The organism is Haloechinothrix halophila YIM 93223 (assembly GCF_000504245.1).
GTDB classification, from domain to species: Bacteria; Actinomycetota; Actinomycetes; order Mycobacteriales; family Pseudonocardiaceae; genus Haloechinothrix_A; species Haloechinothrix_A halophila.
Genome location: NZ_KI632509.1, coordinates 2,063,234 through 2,081,676, shown reverse-complemented (window position 1 = coordinate 2,081,676; position 18,443 = coordinate 2,063,234). Strand labels below are relative to the sequence as shown.

Below are 18,443 nucleotides of genomic sequence, written 5' to 3'. Positions count from 1 at the left end.
CCCGCCTCAGCGGCGGGCGCCCTTCTTGTTGCGCTTGGCCTCCGCCCGCGCGGCCGCCCTGCGCTCCCTACGGGAACCGCCGCCGCCAGCGCCCGCGGCAGCCGCATCCGGCTTGGCGCCGCCGTCGCCGCTGCGCTTGACACCGCCCGTCTCGTCGGGGCCGGAGAACGTCAGGCCCGCCTGCGCACCGGCGCTCTTGCCGCGCAGCGCTGGCGGAACCGACTCGCCCTGCGCCGCCGCTGGCTGCGGCGGCGCCTGCCTGGCGTGCCTGCCGCCCGCACGGCGCTGACCGCCAGCCGCTGGCACCTCGGTGGCCTGCTCCTCGCCGCCTTGGGCTGGCTCTGCCTGCTCGATCTGCAGGTGGAACAGGTGTCCGACCACCTCTTCCTTCAACGAGTCCAGCATCCCCTGGAACATGTCGAAGCCCTCGCGCTGATACTCGATCAGCGGGTCACGCTGAGCATAGGCACGCAGCGAGATGCCTTCCTTGAGGTAGTCCATCTCGTACAGGTGCTCGCGCCACTTGCGGTCGAGCACGCTGAGCACGACCTTGCGCTCCAGCTCGCGCATCGCACCCTCGCCGGCGAGGCCGTCGATCTCGGCCTCCCGCCGGTCGTAGGCCGCGTCCGCGTCGGCGAGCAGTTCGTCGAGCAGCACCTTCTTGGTGATGTCGCGATGCTTCGCCTCGAGATCGTCCCAGTTGAACGACACCGGGTAGACGTTGCGGAGGTTGGTCCAGAGCTGATCGTGGTCCCAGTCCTCGGCGTAGCCTTCGCTGGCCGCCTCGTTGACGTAGCCGGTGATCACGTCGTTCAGCATGTGCTTGCTCTGCTCGCGCAGGTCCTCACCTTCGAGGATGCGGCGGCGCTCGGCGTAGATGACAGACCGCTGCTGGTTCATCACCTCGTCGTACTTGAGGACGTTCTTGCGCGACTCCATGTTCAGCTGCTCAACCTGGGTCTGCGCACTGCGGATCGCCTTGGTGACGAACTTGTGCTCGATCGGCACGTCGTCCGGCAGCCGCATCGACGTCATCACCCGCTCGACGAAGGCGGCGTTGAACCGGCGCATCAACTCGTCACCCAGCGAGAGGTAGAACCGGGACTCGCCGGGGTCACCCTGGCGACCGGAACGACCACGCAGCTGGTTGTCGATACGGCGCGACTCGTGGCGCTCGGTGCCGAGCACGTACAGCCCGCCAGCCTCGCGGACCTCGTCGGCCTCGGCCTTGCTCTCCGCGAGGGCATGCTCGTGCGCCCTCGGGTACGCGGCCTCGTACTCCTCGGGGGTCTCCACGGGGTCGAGGCCCTGCTCCCGCAGCACCTGGTCGGCGATGATCTCCGGGTTTCCGCCTAGCACGACGTCGGTACCGCGACCGGCCATGTTCGTCGCGACCGTGACCGCACCCTTACGTCCGGCGCGCGCGATGATCAGGGCTTCCTTGTCGTGGTACTTGGCGTTGAGCACCTCGTGCGGCACGTTCCGCTTGAGCAGCAGCTTGGACAGGTACTCAGAGCGCTCCACGCTGGTGGTGCCGACCAGCACCGGCTGGCCCTTGGCGTGCCGCTCCGCGATGTCGTCGGCGACCGCCTCGAACTTCGATTCCTCGGACTTGTAAATCAGGTCCGGTTGATCGATACGCACCATCGGCCGGTTCGTGGGCACCGGCACCACGCCCAGCTTGTAGGTCTGGTGGAACTCCGCCGCCTCGGTCTCGGCGGTACCGGTCATGCCCGCGAGCTTGTTGTACTGCCGGAAGTAGTTCTGCAGCGTGATCGTGGCCAGCGTCTGGTTCTCGGCCTTGATCTCGACGCCTTCCTTGGCCTCGATCGCCTGGTGCAGCCCCTCGTTGTAGCGGCGACCAGCGAGCACACGACCGGTGAACTCGTCGACGATCATGACCTCGCCGTTGCGGACGATGTAGTCCTTGTCCCGCTTGAACAGCTCCTTCACCTTGAGCGCGTTGTTCAGGTAGCCGACGAGCGGGGTGTTGGCGACCTCGTAGAGGTTGTCGATGCCGAGCTGGTCCTCGATGAACTCGACGCCCTCCTCGGTGACACCGATGGCGCGTTTGCGCTCGTCCACCTCGTAGTGGACGTCCTTCTTCATCAGCGGCGCGAGGCGAGCGAACTCGCCGTACCAGCGCGAGGACTGGTCGGCGGGACCGGAGATGATCAGCGGGGTCCGCGCCTCGTCGATCAGAATCGAGTCGACCTCGTCGACGATGGCGTAGTTGTGCTCGCGCTGCACGCACTCATCCAGGCTCCAGGCCATGTTGTCGCGCAGGTAGTCGAAGCCGAATTCGTTGTTGGTGCCGTAGGTGATGTCGGCCTGGTAGGCCGCCCTGCGGTCCGCCGACGGCTGCTGGGGCAGGATCACGCCGACATCGATGCCGAGGAAGCGGTGCACCCTGCCCATCCACTCGGCGTCACGTTTGGCCAGGTAGTCGTTGACCGTGACCACATGAACGCCCTTGCCGGAGATGGCGTTGAGATAACACGGCAGCACCGAGGTCAGCGTCTTGCCCTCACCGGTCTTCATCTCAGCGACCTGGCCGAGGTGCAGCGCGACACCGCCCATGATCTGCACGTCGTAGTGCCGCTGGCCGAGCACTCGGTAGGCGGCCTCGCGGCCGACGGCGAAGACCTCGGGCAGCAGGTCGTCCAGCGACTCGCCGCCCTGGTGACGGTCGCGGAACTCGTCTGTCTTGGCGCGCAGCCCGGCGTCGGACAAGTCCTTGACAGTGTCTTCGAGGGCGTTAACCGAGTCCGCGATGTACTTCAGTCGCTTGACCCGCTTTCCCTCGCCCGCGCGGAGCAGGCGGCTCAAAACCATCCGGTTCGACCTCGCTGTGTGGTGACGTCTACTGCTGTCATGTGGTTGTGGCTGGCCGTCCTCGCGTCACGCGCTGTCCGGACGCCGGTCTCGGTGAGTGAACGTGCCGCGACCCCCATCGTAGGCAACCGGCGACACGGCACGCACACCCGTCAACACAACGCTGCCCCGGAACCAGATAGTTCCGGGGCAGCCGTAACGACTCTGTGAATGAGACTCGTGGCTGTGCGCCTGAGAGCGGCGCTGCGCTCAGCCCAGCCTGATTACGCCGTAGTCAAAACCCTTCCTGCGGTAGACGACGCTGGGCTTACCCGCATCGGCGTCGTTGTAGAGGTAGAAGTCGTGTCCTACGAGCTCCATCTCGTAGAGGGCTTGGTCGATCGTCATGGGTTCGGCGGAATGCTGCTTCTCGCGCACGATCCGGCCCGGCTGGTACTCGACGACGCCGTCGTCCCAGCGCTGCTCCGGCACCTCGACCTCGGCGGACGTCTGCGTCTCGAGTGGCGCGGGGGCGTCAAGCACCGCGGTCGGCGCCGCGGGACGACGGCCGTTGGCCACCGGCAGTTCGCCCATGCCATTGGTCGCGGATCCGTTCGCGTTGACCGAGGTCGCTTCCGCTACTGACTCGGGGCAACGACGCCCGTAATGCACCCGCCTGCGGTCGTGCATCCGCCGCATCCGGTTCTCCAGTTTGGCGACCGCCGCGTCGAGTGCGGCGTAGAAGTCGCCCGCCCTTGCTTCCGCGCGGATCGGGGAACCCTTACCCTTCCCGGTGATCTCGACGCGCTGGCAGTTCTTGTGTTGCCGACGGTTTGGCTCATGGAAGAGCTCGACGTCGTAGCGGATGATTTTCCTGTCGTAGCGCTCGAGACGGGCAAGTTTGTCGCTAACGTGCACCCGATAGTGCTCGGGGATCTCCACGTTGCGGCCCTTCACGACGATGTCCATACACGACCTCCCTCGCTCAACGATGTGAGCTGTGTTTCCGAACTGGTCGGTACCGGGGTGAGGATCGGGGTCCCGGCGTGTGACGAAGGCACCAGGCGTGTCACACGCACCGGCACCGGAATGACATGGGCTTGTCACCTCCTTCGCGGCCGGTATTGCCCTGTTAGCGCAGCACGTTAGCCGTAGAACGCCGTTGGCAACAGCCCCCGGTGCGGGGGACATCGCCGCGTGAGGCATAATGCCGCGCCACTGCGGAGGGCGACGATCATCGACGCTGCGGCGCCGCTATTGGGCCAGCCGGGTGGTACCGCACCCATACGGCGGAATCGCCTGGTTCCATTCCGGAACCCCAGGGATATTCCTGCTGGTTGAGCGCTCGACACGCCGAGCGGATAGGACCGTGGTGACCCGGGACACAGCAGGTGCGTCATGCCTATACAACGCACGCAGCGTGGTCAGAGTTCCCATTGGCGCCCGCTCAATCCGGGAACGACCTGTCGAGCAAACGATCACCCGACTTCACTCGGGCGGGGGATGCGTTACCGCAGCCGGGGTGAGGTCACCGCCAGCACGCCCGTGACAGGGACACCACCACTCGCGAGCGCCCGTTCGCAGGCCACCGCGGTCGCGCCGGTGGTAATGACGTCGTCGAGCAGCACCACACCGGTGCCCGCCGGGGGCAGCGCGGCGGGCACCGGCAGCACCCGGCCCGCCAGATTCGCCGCACGCCTCGCCTGATCCAGGCCGACCGCGTCCTCGGCATCGGATGCCAGCCGCAGTGCCGGTGCGATATTTACCCGGATACCCAGTTCCGCCGCTCGCGATGCACAGTGCCTGGCCAGCCGCACCATGTGCGGCCCACCCCGCAGCCTCGCCGCGACGCGCCGCGAAGGCGCTGGCACCAGCCAGCAGTTCGACGTGTCCCCACTGGCCAGGGGAAGCGCGGCGGCGAGCAGTCCGCCGAGCGCGGGTGCGAGGTCCCTGCGGCCCCGCTCCTTGTAGGCCAGCACGAGCCTGCGCGGCACGCCCCGGTAGCTTGCCAGCGCGTACGCGGGAGCCCTGCTCGGGCACGGCAACCGCGACGGCGACGTCAGCAGGCTCTCGCAGCCGGGACAGCATGGCGCGCCGGACGCGCCGCATCCGGCGCAGACCGGTGGCAGCAGCAGGTCAAGCGCGCGATCCACCGCGTGATCGAGCATGGCGGGCAGCCTCACGCCGGCAGCCTGTCACGCGGCACCGACACTCAGCCGGGATAGAACGGCGAACTCAGCAGGCTCTGCTCGCGGGAGCTCTGCCGCCACACCTCGGCGAGGTCCGAGGTATACCACAGGCCACCAGCGTTGGCCGCGACGACCGGCCTGCCTGGCGCACCGGTCACCGCGGTCACCGGCGGCTCGAGGTTGGACGTCGTGTAGCTCTCCATGCCGAAGCCGTCCACCGGCACCCGCACGACGGGACGGATCGAGGAGCTGGTGGCCACGACCAGGGCGTCCTGCGCCTGCCAGTCGACGTCGACGACGTCGGTCAGCGTCTCGGGCTGCAGGATGCGCGGCGCGCGCAGCCGGACGGCGTCCGACGTGCGAACCACCGACGCGACGACGAGCCGGCTGTCGGCGACGATGGCGGCGCGCGTGCCGTCGCGGGAGAGCCGCAACGCGGTGATCGGGCCGAAGCCCTGCAGGGCGCTGTCGTCGACCTGCTGCGCCTGCCAGGTGTTGTCCAGCGACAGCGTGACCCTGACGACCTTCTTCCTGTCGGTGACGGTCCAGACCTCGTTGCTGGTGTTGTCCTCGGAATAGGACGGTCGCCACGTCGGGCGCGTCATCTGTTTCGCGTCGAGGTCGACGACCGAGAGCACATCATCAGTGGCGCCCACCCGCAGCCGGACCCGCTTCCGTGCGTCCTCGACCACGGCGAGTCTGCCACCGTCGACGGACTGCGCCGCGGACAGCACGTCGTAGGCACCGTTCCCGGCAGGGCCAGCGATCGGTTCCCAGTCGTCGAGCCGCACGACCTGGCTGCCCTGCAGCGCGAGGCCAGGAAGGTTCGCCGACACCGACGCGTGCACCGGCGGGACGTCGGTGATGCGCCAGTCTCTGCGGCCGGGCACGAGGTCATGGCCATCGGAGAGCAGCCGGATCCGGTTGGTCGCGACCGCGTCCAGCGACATGACGAGCTGGAAAGCCATCAACCGCCGTGCGCCGGCACTCTCCCCCGCGACGCCGGTCAGCGGCACCTCGAGCGCGCCGTCCTCGTTGACAGTCACGTTGGTGTCGAGCTTGGCCTTCTCCAGCGGGTTGCGCACCGCGGTGGCGAGCCCGTCGGACGGCCCTTGCAGGAGCGTGTCGACGATCCTGCCAGGCAGTCCCTCACGCGGCTGAGCGAGCACGTACCTGGGATCGGGCACCCGCACCGCGCTGTCTGGCGCGAAAAAGTACAGCGGCAGCTGATAGTAGTTCTCCGCGAACTGCGACTCGGTGGTGATCATCTCGGCGGGCGGGTCGACGATGCGCCACTGCCGGTCCCCCGACCTGCGTCGCAGCGAGATCTCGATCTCGTACGTCCCGCCACCGGGGATGAAGGCGTTGTCCGAGCCGAGCGCGCCGATCCTGCGGCCCCGCAGCCGGATGATGGTCTCGTCAGGGTTCTCGGGCTGGCGATCCGCATCGACCGGCAAGGTGCTGAACTGGTCTCGCAAGATGACGACACTCGAGCTGGGCTGCCAGTCCTTGGCGACGTTGTCGGCCAGGTACAGCCGGGCTTCCTTGTAGTCGGTCGCGGCCTGGGAGCTGAGCACGAACTTGCGCACCGTGTCGTACGGCGAGAGGTCCTCAGCGGGCTGGATGTCGTCCAGCGAATCGCCGGTGGTGTCCGCGGTGTCCGCGGTGCCGATGACCTGCGGTTTGGTCTCCTTGGGCACATTCGCGCACCCACTCGCCACGAGCAGCACACAGCCGAGGATCGCGAGTACCCACCGCCTGCTCACCAGTTCACCTCCTCGCGATCCGCGTGCGGCTCCCCGGTGTCCGCTGTCGCGGAGCCGTCGCCGCTGGCGTCCGCTCCGCTCGCACCGTTCGGGCCGTCAGCGCCGCCCATGCCGTCAGTGCCACCCCTGGCGTTCTCCGCATCGCCGGGGACGCTCGCCGAGTCCCCATCAGGCTGCTGGCCGTCGCCGGCAGGCAGCGCCGGCGGGTCAGGCGGCAGGTCGAGCGGGATCACCGTGAGATCGGTGAGTTCGGCGCCCTGTGCCTTCGGCAGCGTGAGCCGGAAGCACGCGCCGTAGCCGTATGCGCCCCACGCTTCGAGCTCGCCGCCGTGCAGACGCGCGTCCTCCTGGCTGATCGCCAGGCCCAGTCCGGTGCCGCCAGTACGCCGGTTCCGGGACGGGTCAGCGCGCCAGAAGCGGTTGAACACCAGCTCCTCCTCGCCTTGCCGCAACCCGACGCCGTAGTCACGCACCGTGATAGCCACTGCCTCATCGTTCACGCCGAGCGCCACTCTGACCGGCTGCCCCTCGCCGTGGTCGACGGCGTTGGCGACCAGATTACGCAAAATCCGCTCAACTCGTCGTGCGTCGATCTCGGCGATCGCCTCGTCATCGGGCAGATCCAGCTCGATCGTGCTGCCAGCGGACCCGGCGAGCACCTTCACCTGTTCACGTACCCGTTCCACGATGGAACGGACGTCGACGACCTCGGCGGTCAGCTCCTCGACACCAGCATCCAGCCTGCTGATCTCCAGCAGATCGCCCAGCAACGCCTCGAACCGGTCCAGTTCGTCGGCGAGCAGCTCGGCGGAGCGAGCCAGCCCAGGTGGGAACTGCTCCCGCGATGCGTGCAGCACGTCGGCGGCCATCCGCACGGTGGTCAACGGGGTGCGAAGCTCGTGCGAGACGTCGGAGGTGAACCGGCGCTGCAGCTGGCCGAACTCCTCGAGCTGACGGATCTGCGTCTGGATGCTCTCCGCCATCTCGTTGTACGACGTCGCCAATTTGGACAAGTCGTCAGAGCCCGCGACGGCCAGACGTTTGTCCAAGTCGCCTTCCGCGAACCGGGCCGCGGCATTGGCCGCCCTGCGGACAGGGAGCACCACCTGTCTTGTCACCAGGTTGGCGATGCCCGCCAGCAGGAGCAGCAGCACGGCAGCGCCAGCGAGAAGGGTGTTCTGCACCGTGCTCACGGTGTTCTGCTCCGAGCTGAGCGGGAACAGCAAGTACAGCTGCAGCGGGCGCGCGTTGGTCGTGATCGGCGCACCGATGATCAGGTAGGTGGTGCCGCCGACGGTGTGGATCTGCTCGGCTTCCCTGCCTTGCTCGACGAACTCCCGCAGATCGGTGGGCACGTTCCCGTAGCTGCCGACGAAAATCGACTCGTCCGGTGTCGCGGGTCCGTTACCAACACCGGCGTAGGAGCGATCACCGCTTGCCAGCACCGGCTCGAAGGCACCCGCCGCCGATCCCTCCAGCTCATGCGCCGCTGGTGACGAGCTGGTGATCTTCCTGCTCGCCTGCTCAAGGCGCTCGCGCAGGGATTCCGGGTTGGCGTCGATGCCTTCCAGCTCGGATTCCGCGGTCGCGAGCACGGCACGGGTCTGCGCGATCGCCGCGCGCCGCTTCGTGTCGAGCAGTCGTTCTGCTATCTGGTACTGCAGCAGCATGACCAGCACGAAGACCACCGCCGTCGACAGCGCGAGGGTCGAGACGGTGACCTTGAATTGCAACGAGCTGCGCCAACGCTCGCCGATGGCGGCTGCCGTGTCTCGCCAGAAGCTGACGACACGGCCCACCAACGCTACGATCGCTTCACCGAGCGAGGCCAACCGCTTTCTCACTTACGGCGGGCCCGCCTTGTATCCGACGCCGCGCACGGTGAGCACGACCTCGGGGTGTTCCGGGTCGCGCTCCACCTTCGAGCGCAGCCGCTGCACATGCACATTCACCAGCCTAGTGTCCGCGGCGTGGCGGTAGCCCCAGACCTGCTCAAGCAGCACCTCGCGGGTAAATACCTGCCTCGGCTTGCGGGCGAGCGCGACCAGCAGATCGAACTCGAGCGGGGTCAGCGCGATCGGCTCGCCGTTGCGGGTGACCTCATGTCCGGGCACGTCAATGCTCAGATCGCCGATGGCCAGCGTTTCGGCAGGCTCGGACTCCGTTCGGCGTAGTCGCGCCCGTACTCGCGCGACCAGTTCCTTCGGTTTGAACGGCTTGACGACGTAGTCATCGGCGCCGGACTCGAGCCCTAGCACGACGTCGACGGTGTCGCTCTTGGCGGTCAGCATCACGACGGGAATGCCGGACTCGGTCCTGATCGCCTTGCAGACGTCGATGCCGTTCATGCCGGGCAACATCAAGTCGAGCAGCACCAGATCGGGCTTGAACTCGCGAAACGCGGTCATCGCGCGTGATCCATCCGCGACCACCGCGGTGTCGAACCCCTCACCGCGAAGCACGATGGTGAGCATTTCAGCGAGTGCGGGGTCGTCGTCGACTACGAGAACACGTGCCTTCATGCGTTCATGTTCGCACTATCGGTCAGAGATGTGCCGCGCGACCCGGCGATACGAACGCTTTACGTCGAAGGCCAGAACGGCATTAGCCCGATCGGAGGTATGGGCTCGGTTCGGCGGGCTCACAGCGCGGCGACCAGCGACGCCGCGTCTACTTCGCCCCCGCCGTCGACAACCCGCCACCGCGAAAGCCAGCTCCGATCCGCGAGCTGCTCGTACACCCGACCGCAGCGGGTCTGCAGCGAGTCGTCCGACTCGTAGCTGTCGCGGGCGCGAGTGGCGTCATCAGACTCGCGAGAACGCGCCCGGTCAGCCGCGACCGCGACCGGCACCCGCAGCAGGATCTGCTCGTCCGGCACCGGGATACCGAACCGGTCCACTTCCAGGGCACGCACCCACTCGACGATCTCGCCGTCGGCGTCCTGGTGCAGCCGCGCGGCCCCGTAGGCGGCGTTGGAGGCGATGTAGCGGTCGACAAGGACGACGTCCGCGCGGTCGAGGTCCGCGCGCAGCTGGTCGGCTGCGGCGCGCCGGTCCAGCGCGAACAGCAGCGCCATGCCGTTGACCGACTCGGTGAGGTCGCCAAGCCTGCCGTGCAGCCCGTCGCGGGCGAGGTCGGCGTGGATGTCCTCGCCGTAGCGAGGGAACGCCCTGCCGATCACGTGTGCGCCGCGCGCGGTCAGTTCCTTGGTGACCGCGCGGGCGAGGGTGTTCTTGCCCGCGCCGTCCAGGCCTTCGATGACGATCAGCTTGCCCACGCCGAGCACCCTAGCGGCACCGGCGCGGTGCCGGGACGCGGCGGGATCAGCCTGGCACGGTGGCCACCGTGCCAGCTGGTGGCGGCGCCACGACGGGCGGTTTGCCCCAGTTACGGTAGTTCACGGTGATCATCGGCAGCGTTGGCCCTGCGTCAGGACCGCGCCTAGGCAGCGCCGATAGGTTGACCAACTGGATGCGGCGCGGCAGGTCGTGACGATCCAGCATCACGGTGACCGTCGCGGTCGTCGTGCCCTGGTCAGCGAGCGCCTGCAGCGCCGTCACCAGCGGCTGCCGTGACTGCCCTGGCGTGCTGAGCCCGACGTGCTCGGCGAGCCGAGCGATGTCGAGGTCGATGTCGTATCGGGTGACCTCGGCATCGCCCAGCCTCGTCCGCTCGCTGTCCGCGATGGTGCCCGCCGCGACGAGGAGGTCGAACGTCCGCGTCGGGTCGACCGTGCTCGGCGCTTGCACCATCGCGGGATCGAGGATCCGCGACAGTGGGTTGGCCGATGTCGCAGGCACCTTGATCCAGGGCATACCCCGTGCGATGGACATCAGCCTGCCGGTCGGCTGCGCGAACAGCGCGTCGCCGACGACGCGGTACTCGATGTTCTGCTTCCGCCGCACGGTGCGGACCAACACGTCAACGCCCTGCTCGCGGTAGGCCAACCGCCCAGCGCCAAGGGGTTTCCGTGCGGGCCCCGCGTCGCGCCCGGCTGGCGCGGCTCCTTGCCGGGGCTGCGCTGACGCGCTGCCCTGCCGCGTCGGCTGACCGCCCTGGAGCTGGCCGCCCTGCTGGGGCTGCCCGCCCTGCTGGTTCGGCGTAGCGCCCTGCTGCGTCGGCTGGCCGCCCTGCTGGTTCGGCGTGCCGCCGGTGAGCTGGAACAACGCCGTGCCGCGCTGCTTCACCGCCTCGTCCGCGGCCCTGACCAGCTCAAGGACACTCGTGTGCGCCGCAAGGTCCGGCACCGTACTGGTGGGAGCCGCCGCGGTGTCACCGTCCCCTGGTTCGCAGCCGGTCAGCAGCGCCAGCAGCACGCTGGCGAGCAGCACCCCCGCCCGTCGCATCACCGCTGCGTTCCTCCTCCGTCCGTGATCAGCCTGGCATCTGGACAGTACCGACCTCGTCCTCAGGCGGTGCGACGACGTCGACGTCCGCACCGCGCGCGGCCCTGGCGCCGCCGGCGGGAACGCATCACTCTATGGAGTGATGAACTCTGCCAGACGTCCCGAACCGGACAATCGAGGCCCTGCGTTCGTTGGCCGGGAGTTCCCCGTCCGCGTGTTTTCCGCGTTCGGCTGGCGTTTCCTGCGCGTGTCGCCGAGCTGCGGAGATTACCGTGCCAAGCCTCTGTAATCCGGCCGAATCGTGGGGCTCAGTGAGATGATTCGGTCACCAAGCCAGCAGCGGAGGGAGCTGTGTCCTGTCTTGTGACGGTGCCGTCGTCGTATGCGAGGTCGTGAATGTCACTGCCCGGCCCTGACGCCCGCGTGATCGAACTGCGAGTGCCAGGACTCGTCGGCGTAGACGGTGAACAACTCCTGGACTCGGTCGCCGCGGTGACCGTCGCTGGTGACGAGACCGGCGAGATCGTCCGGTCAGCCGATCGGCTGCGCAGGCCGGTCGCGGGGCCGGTGCTGCACGCGCTCGGACGCGCGATCCCCCGCACCGTTGAGGGCTACCTGTGGCACAAGATGACATCGGGCGGAGCGACCAAGGCGGCATGGGCGCTGCTGTTTCCGTTCTCGCTGGCCAACGTCGCCCACGGCATGCTTCCGCCTGCCCCGGAGGGCAGCCGCGTCACGCGCGCGCTCGTGACGCTGAGCCAAGCGATGCTGCGGGTGCTCGGACTGCTGCTGACCGCGCTGTTCGTCACCCAGGCCGGTGTGATCAGCCTCGACCTGCTCGCCGCGCAGTGCCTCGCCCCTGACACCGGCTGCCTCGCCACCGTGCCCGGCGTGATCCGTGAGAACGATGTGGTCCGCACGCTGATCGGGATGGTGCCGCCGCTGCTGGTGATCGCGGTGCTGTACCGGGTGTCGGCTGGCAGTTGGCAGCGCACCGGAATCCCGGTGATGACGACGATGTCCCGGCCCTCGCCGGACGCCGTTCCAGGCCACTCGCTCTACCCACACCGCAACGCAGGCGTGCTGCGTGGACTGCACACCATGGCCGCGCTGGCCTGCGTCGCGCTGCTGCCGCTCGGCGGGGTAGTCACGCCCCCGGACGGCACCGCTGCCCGCGTCGTCTGGCTCGTCGCACTCGCGTTCCTCGGGCTGACGGTGGTGGCCATCGTGCTACTCGACGACATCGCCGACTGGCTGCGCCGACTGCTGCCGCCGGTGCTCGTGGCCGGGTTGCTCACCATCGCCGTCGCGCTGGTCGTGGTGGCCGCGCTGGCCGGCTCGCCGTTGACGCCGGGCGCTGGCGGCGGCACGCCGGGCGCCGCGCTGCCTGGCGTCGACGAGATGGCCGAGGGACTGCTGGTGCTGGTGCTCACCACGACGGCGGCATTCGCGCTGGTGCTCGCGCTGCTGGCATTGCTGGCGCGACGCCAGTGGCGCACGCTGCCGCACCGGCTGCGGCCGTGGCTCGGCGGCTGGGTCGCCGCGCCGACGGTGCTACTCGCCTGCCTACTCGGCGCGGGTTTCGGTGCGGGCTTCGCGATCACGGTGCGACAGGTGCTTGGCGGGCGGGAACTGGTACTACCGCCGAGCTACACCTCGCTGACCGTGCTGTGGGGCGCGGGCACGGTGATCGCGGCGCTGCTGTGGGCCGCCACCTATCTGGTAGCGATCCCGCTGCGCAGGCGGCTACAGGGCATCCCTCGGATCCTGCACCTCCTACAGAGCGACCCACAGGAGCAGCGCACGGCCGCCGATGCTTGGGCCACCGCGATCATCGAGCGTAAGCACCTCCACCGGCTGGTCGCCGCGATGGCGCTGGCGCTCGGCGCGGGAGCAGTACCGCTCGTGGCGCTGCGGCTGACCGACCGGCCGTTGCCGGTGTGGCTGGAGCCGTTCGCCGGGCTGGGTGTACTCGCCCTCGGTCTGCTCGCGGCCGGGCTCATGCGCACGGTCTACGCGGCGGCGCGTTATCCGCAACGCCGCAGGCACCTCGGTGCGCTTGCTGACCTGGTGTTCTTCTGGCCGAGGCGGGCGCATCCCATCGTGCCGCCGTCGTACGCGGTGAAGGTGGTGCCCGACCTGGTGGAGCGGGTCAGGTACCACCTGCGGGAGCCGGACACCAGGGTGGTGCTGTCCGGATACAGCCACGGCGGGCTGCTCGCGATGATCGCCGCGGCGCGGCTGGCGACCGACCTCAACGACCAGGAGCGCGAGCGCGTCGGGCTGATCACGGCGGGCACCCCGGCGCAGTGGGGCTACCAGCGGGCGTTTCCCTCGCTGCTGTCCCCGACGACGCTGAGCACGCTCTATGGCTCGCTCGACGGCCGCTGGCGCGGGCTGTGCCGGGGCACCGACTCGTTCGGCGGCGGTGTCACCACCTGGCGGCACCAGGTCGTCGGCGGCAAGCTGCTCGGCATCGGCTACCTCAGCGACGGCACCATCGGCCCGCTGCCAGCCGCGGTGCGGGGTAAGTCGAACAGCCTGGTGCTCGGCGGGGATCACTGGCTGGCCGACCCGGTGCCGCGCGCCGAGGAGTGCCGCCGCTGGGCCGCGGGCGTACTACGGCACAACGACTACCTCGTCGATCCGGAGTGGGACCGCGCGGTAGCCATGGCCGCCGGTCTCGAGGTCCCCGGCGCCGCGGTGCGCCCAGCCCAAGAGCAGCCCTCGCTGTTCCCGGACATGTCCCGGCCGAACGGCGGCAGCGCGCGTTAAGCGACGCTGTCGCCGCGCCCGGCGCGGGAGAAGCGTCATCACCGCGGCAGCGCCTGACCCCAGAACGTGTCGTCACGAAAATGGCCCATCCGCATTGGCCCTTCCGCCGATCACAAGCCCTATAAGCACCAACGACATGGGACTGATCAGGGTAACTCCCGCTCGCAGTGTGCCCAAGCAAGCGCTCGTTGCGAACGCCACGACATCCACAACGAGGCTGCGTGACGTCTGGCCAGACCATTCGCGCGTTGTCGCAGCTCAGCCCTGCTATCGCTACGGCATGTGCGAGGCGGCCACCGCCGACTAGCGGGCGGTGCACTGTTCGTCCAGACATCGATCGTCTGTCTTATTTGGACCTGTTTTCGCTGGCTATCGCCGTCTTAGCGTCATGGCCGGCGTTCGCGAGGACGCCGAATCCAACCCCTAGAAGCGCGCACCCGGCGAATCCCGGTGTGCGCTAACCCTGCCTAGGAGGCAACGCAGGTGAACACAACGCCATTCATACGGCGCAGAGCCTGGGCCAGAGCAGGAGCGACCACAGCGATCGCCGCTGTGGTCGCACTGGCTGGCCAGGCCACGGCTGGTGCCGAGAACGACGATCACGAGGCGACCATTCTCGGTGCCAACAGCGAGCAGGCGATCGAGGGCAGCTACATCGTCGTCTTCAAAGACAGAGTCTCGGCGAGTGCCGTCGAGACCACGGCGCGGTCCCACGAGACCACCTACGGCGCGGACGTCACGCACGAATACGACACCGCGATACGCGGCTATGCCGCGACGATGTCCGACAAGGAGGCCGAGCGGGTCGCGGCGGATCCGGCCGTCGCCTACGTCGAACAGGACGGCACGGTCCGCGTGACCAGTGAGGCTACCGACCAGACCAACCCGCCGTCGTGGGGTCTAGACCGGATCGACCAGCGCGACCTGCCGCTTGACGACGTCTACAGCTACTCGACCAGCGCATCCGATGTGGACGTCTACGTCCTCGACACCGGAATCCGCACCACGCACGACGATTTCGAGGGCCGTGCGACATGGGGCGTCAACACCACCGGCGACGGCACCGACACCGACTGCCAGGGGCACGGCACGCATGTGGCTGGCACCGTCGGCGGAGCGGCGCACGGTGTCGCCAAGGAGGTCGATCTCATCGCCGTGAAGGTGCTCGGCTGTGACGGCTACGGCACGAACTCGGGCATCATCGCGGGCATCGATTGGGTGACCGAGAACGCCAGCGGCCCCTCGGTGGCGAACATGAGCCTCGGCGGCAGCGCGACGACCGCTATCGACAACGCGGTGCGCAACTCCATCGAGTCCGGCATCACCTACGCCGTGGCCGCGGGCAACTCCAACGAAGACGCGTGCGGCTACTCACCGGCACGGGTGCCCGAGGCGATCACGGTCGGCGCGACCAAGTCGTCCGACGAGCGGCCGACCGACTGGCCCCGCGGCCAGGGCAGCAACTACGGGTCCTGCCTCGACCTCTTCGCTCCCGGCGACGAGATCACGTCGGCGGGGATCGGCTCGGACAGCGACACCAGCACCAAGTCCGGCACGTCGATGGCATCACCGCACGTCGCGGGGGCCGCGGCGCTGTACCTGGCTGCCAACCCGACGGCGAACCCGCGGGACGTGCACGACGCCATCGTGAACACCGCGACGCCGGACAAGGTCACCAACCCCGGTACCGGTTCGCCGAACCTGCTGCTCTACACCGGTGACGGCGACACCACCCCGCCGCCGGACCCGGAGCCCGGTACGTGCGAGACCACGACCAACGACACCAGTGTCGCCATCCCGGACAACGGCACTGCGGTGACCAGCGCGATCACCATCGACGGCTGTGACCGCGCCACGTCGTCGTCGGCCGAGATCGCCGTCGACATCTCCCACACGTGGCGTGGTGACCTGGTGATCGACCTGATCACGCCGAGTGGTGAGGCGATCAACCTCAAGCAGTCGTCCTACTGGGACTGGTCGAGCGATGTGAAGACCACCTACACCAAGGACCTGTCGGCCTACGACGCGGACGGCACGTGGCAGCTGCGCGTGAAGGACGTGTTCTCCGGCGACAGCGGCACGCTCAACAGCTGGTCCCTCACCCCGTGACCGGCTGAGCACCATGCGGAGCGGAGCGCGCTGACTAACGCTGTCGCTGCGGTGGACGCGGTGAATGACGCTTTCCCGCACTCGATGCGGGAAAGCGTCATTCACGGCACTAGCGACCGCCCGTTACGCCCCCGCCGCTAGCGGGAGGGTGCGGTATCCGGGGTGCGGTCGAGGTCCGGTTCGAGGTAGATCAGCCGCGCGGCGGGGATCTTGGTGCGGACGCGCTCCTCCGCTGCGTCGATCGCGCTCGCGACCTCGGTCAGCGGCATACCCCGCGTCAGCGCGACCTTCGCGGCGACAAGCAGTTCCTCCGGCCCGATGTACTGGGTGCGGATGTGGATCACACGCTGGACGGGCCCCCGCTCCAGCTCCCCGACGATCAGGTCGAGTTCATCGTCCGATGAGCCCTCGCCGATCAGGAGTCCCTTCATCTCGATGATCAGCACGATCGCGATGACGCCAAGCAGCACACCGATCATGACGGTGCCGATGCCGTCCCAGATCGGGTCGCCGGTCACCGCCGTGAGGCTGACGCCGAACAGTGCGAACACCAGCCCGATGAGCGCCCCGGCGTCCTCGAGCAGCACCACCGGCAACTCCGGCACCTTGGCCTGGCGGATGAACTGCCACCACGTCGCGTCGCCCTTGACCTTGCGCGACTCGACGATGGCGGTGTGGAAGCTGTAGATCTCCAGCCCGATCGCGACCAGCAGGATCACGATGGCGACCAGCGGAGACGACAACTCCTCCGGTTCAAGGACCTTGTGCACACCCTCGTACAGTGCGAACAACGAGCCGAGCGTGAACAGCAGCAGCGCCACGATGAATGAATAGAAGTAGCGGTCCCTGCCGTAGCCGAACGGATGCTGCTTGGTCGCGCGACGCTGCGACGTCTTCTGCCCGAGCAGCAACAGACCTTGGTTGGACGTGTCGGCGACCGAGTGCACCCCCTCGGCCATCATCGACGACGACCCGGTGATACCGGCGCCGATGAATTTGGCAACCGCGATGCCCGCGTTGGCGAACAACGCCGCCAGGATCGCCTTGGTACTGCCGTCAGCCGCCACGCTCTACTCCCCAAGTCCGCTCGCTGTTCCGCAGCGGCAGCTTAGTACCAGTGACCGCGACGCGGGCCGGGACCACGGTTTCCGGCAGCCACGGCGCCGCGGGCCGGCCCCGGCGTCACCACACCCAGCGCGGCGAAAGCGTCACCCACCGGGTCCGGCAGTGGCGCGGAACAGCTGCGCAGGCTGAGTCGACATCGTCGGCCGGACGGACACCGCACCGTCACGGGCGGCGAGCCAGGCCGACTCACCCCGGCACAGCCACAGCTCGCGGCCGGTCGACGACTCGCGCAGCACCGCGCCGCCCCTGGTGCACAGCACGATCTGTGGCCCGGCGGGCAGCTCGACTTCGCCGTTGTCGTCCTCGGGCCATTCCACCCGAGACAGTTCGAATTCCTGCGCGTCGGTGCGATATACCCGCAGCCTCGGGTCGCCGTCCGGCTCGCCGCGCAGCACCGGCATGCTGCCGCGCGAGAAGTCCACTACTCGCAGCAGCTCGGGGACATCAACGTGCTTCGGCGTCAGCCCGCCGCGCAGTATGTTGTCGGAGTTGGCCAGGATCTCCACCGCCGTGCCACGCAAGTACAGGTGGAGGTTGCCTGCTGGCAGGTACAACGCTTCCCCTGCGCCCAGCTCGATCCGGTTGAGCAGCAACGAGGTCAGCACCCCCGCGTCGTGCGGGTGCTCATCGCCGAGCTGGACGACGGTGGCGCACTCGGCGGCGAACTCACCACGCGCCTCGGCATGCCTGGCGCACGACTTGAGCACGTCGGGCAGCAAATCGTCGATGCGCTGCTGCGGCAACGTGATCCAGGTGGTGAACAGCGCGCGCAGCCCGTCGGTGTCTGGCTGCCCAGCGAGCAGGTCGGTGAAAGCAGCCAGCTCAGGCGTTTCGATGGCGCGCAGTAGCCGTACCGTGCGGGCGGCGTCAGCGAACCCCGCGAGCACCTCGAACTCGGTCAGCGCGCACACCAGCTCCGGCTTGGCCGTGGGGTCGGGGTAGTTGCGCTCCGGCGCGTCTCGCGGAATGCCAGCGGCCTCCTCGCGGGCATACCCCTCAGCGGCCTGCGCCGCTGTCGGGTGGGCCTGCATGGACAGCGGTTCCTCGGCGGCAAGCACCTTGAGCAGGAACGGCAGCCTGCCGCCCCAGCGACGCGCACACGATGCGCCAAGGGCACCCTCCGGGTCCTCGGACACGACGTCGCACAGGCTGCGCAGATCGCCGCCAGAACAGCAGACGCGGGATGGATCGCCGGGGTGGGCGCCCATCCACAACTCGGCCTCTGGATGCGGTGCTGGCACGGGCTTTCCCAGCAGTTCCGCGATCGCCGTCCGCGACCCCCACGCGTACGGCCGCACCGCGTTGTGCAGTAACTCCAC

12 protein-coding genes are annotated in these 18,443 nt (G+C 68.5%); 2 read left to right on the top strand and 10 right to left on the bottom strand.

All coding sequences use genetic code 11. The annotated features are described in order from the left end of the window. Positions 1 to 6: 6 nt before the first annotated feature. The 8 genes from secA to AMYHA_RS09375 all read right to left on the bottom strand — a co-directional run bounded on the left by secA (position 7) and on the right by AMYHA_RS09375 (position 11,118). Complete coding sequence (gene secA, locus AMYHA_RS09410; RefSeq protein WP_034270100.1) at positions 7 to 2,835, bottom strand: preprotein translocase subunit SecA; 2,829 nt, start codon at positions 2,833 to 2,835, stop codon at positions 7 to 9. Positions 2,836 to 3,084: 249 nt separating this feature from the next. Then, positions 3,085 to 3,783 carry a ribosome hibernation-promoting factor, HPF/YfiA family gene (gene hpf, locus AMYHA_RS09405; protein ID WP_034270097.1) on the bottom strand — a complete coding sequence of 233 codons (699 nt, stop codon included), beginning with the start codon at positions 3,781 to 3,783 and terminating at the stop codon, positions 3,085 to 3,087. A 539-nt stretch (positions 3,784 to 4,322) separates the two neighbouring features. Then, positions 4,323 to 4,997 (bottom strand): ComF family protein, encoded by a 675-nt coding sequence (locus tag AMYHA_RS09400; protein WP_231104677.1) that lies wholly within the window; start codon positions 4,995 to 4,997, stop codon positions 4,323 to 4,325. Positions 4,998 to 5,026: 29 nt separating this feature from the next. Then, entirely contained in the window at positions 5,027 to 6,769 is a 1,743-nt protein-coding gene (locus AMYHA_RS09395; protein ID WP_051399710.1) for an LpqB family beta-propeller domain-containing protein, read from the bottom strand. Continuing rightward, on the bottom strand, positions 6,766 to 8,613 hold the full coding sequence (gene mtrB / locus AMYHA_RS09390; RefSeq protein WP_084037004.1) for an MtrAB system histidine kinase MtrB: 1,848 nt from the start codon (positions 8,611 to 8,613) through the stop codon (positions 6,766 to 6,768). The genes AMYHA_RS09395 and mtrB overlap by 4 nt, the downstream gene beginning before the upstream one ends. Next, positions 8,614 to 9,291, bottom strand: coding sequence for an MtrAB system response regulator MtrA (mtrA, locus tag AMYHA_RS09385; protein ID WP_034270089.1), 678 nt, complete (start codon positions 9,289 to 9,291; stop codon positions 8,614 to 8,616). Between the two features lie 119 nt (positions 9,292 to 9,410). Next, entirely contained in the window at positions 9,411 to 10,046 is a 636-nt protein-coding gene (locus tag AMYHA_RS09380; protein WP_034270086.1) for a dTMP kinase, read from the bottom strand. Between the two features lie 46 nt (positions 10,047 to 10,092). Then, positions 10,093 to 11,118, bottom strand: coding sequence for a hypothetical protein (locus AMYHA_RS09375; protein WP_157361975.1), 1,026 nt, complete (start codon positions 11,116 to 11,118; stop codon positions 10,093 to 10,095). Between the two features lie 393 nt (positions 11,119 to 11,511). Between AMYHA_RS09375 and AMYHA_RS09370 the strand changes: the two genes are divergently transcribed. Together AMYHA_RS09370 and AMYHA_RS09365 are read left to right on the top strand one after the other, a co-directional pair. After that, a complete protein-coding gene (locus AMYHA_RS09370) occupies positions 11,512 to 13,890 on the top strand; it encodes a lipase family protein (RefSeq protein ID WP_051399709.1) in 2,379 nt (792 codons plus the stop codon). A 483-nt stretch (positions 13,891 to 14,373) separates the two neighbouring features. Then, positions 14,374 to 15,999, top strand: a complete 1,626-nt coding sequence (locus AMYHA_RS09365) for a S8 family peptidase (protein WP_034270081.1) — start codon at positions 14,374 to 14,376, stop codon at positions 15,997 to 15,999. A 137-nt stretch (positions 16,000 to 16,136) separates the two neighbouring features. Here the strand turns inward: AMYHA_RS09365 and AMYHA_RS09360 are convergent, their stop codons facing one another. Together AMYHA_RS09360 and manA are read right to left on the bottom strand one after the other, a co-directional pair. After that, entirely contained in the window at positions 16,137 to 17,066 is a 930-nt protein-coding gene (locus AMYHA_RS09360) for a cation diffusion facilitator family transporter (protein WP_034270079.1), read from the bottom strand. A 141-nt stretch (positions 17,067 to 17,207) separates the two neighbouring features. Then, complete coding sequence (manA, locus tag AMYHA_RS09355; RefSeq protein ID WP_034270077.1) at positions 17,208 to 18,443, bottom strand: mannose-6-phosphate isomerase, class I; 1,236 nt, start codon at positions 18,441 to 18,443, stop codon at positions 17,208 to 17,210.

What these genes read in the sequence shown, in the direction of transcription:
- secA (WP_034270100.1), bottom strand. Translation starts at nt 2,835, where the DNA reads ATGGTTTTGAGCCGCCTGCTCCGCGCGGGCGAGGGAAAGCGGGTCAAG.
- hpf (WP_034270097.1), bottom strand. Translation starts at nt 3,783, where the DNA reads ATGGACATCGTCGTGAAGGGCCGCAACGTGGAGATCCCCGAGCACTAT.
- mtrA (WP_034270089.1), bottom strand. Translation starts at nt 9,291, where the DNA reads ATGAAGGCACGTGTTCTCGTAGTCGACGACGACCCCGCACTCGCTGAA.
- AMYHA_RS09370 (WP_051399709.1), top strand. Translation starts at nt 11,512, where the DNA reads ATGTCACTGCCCGGCCCTGACGCCCGCGTGATCGAACTGCGAGTGCCA.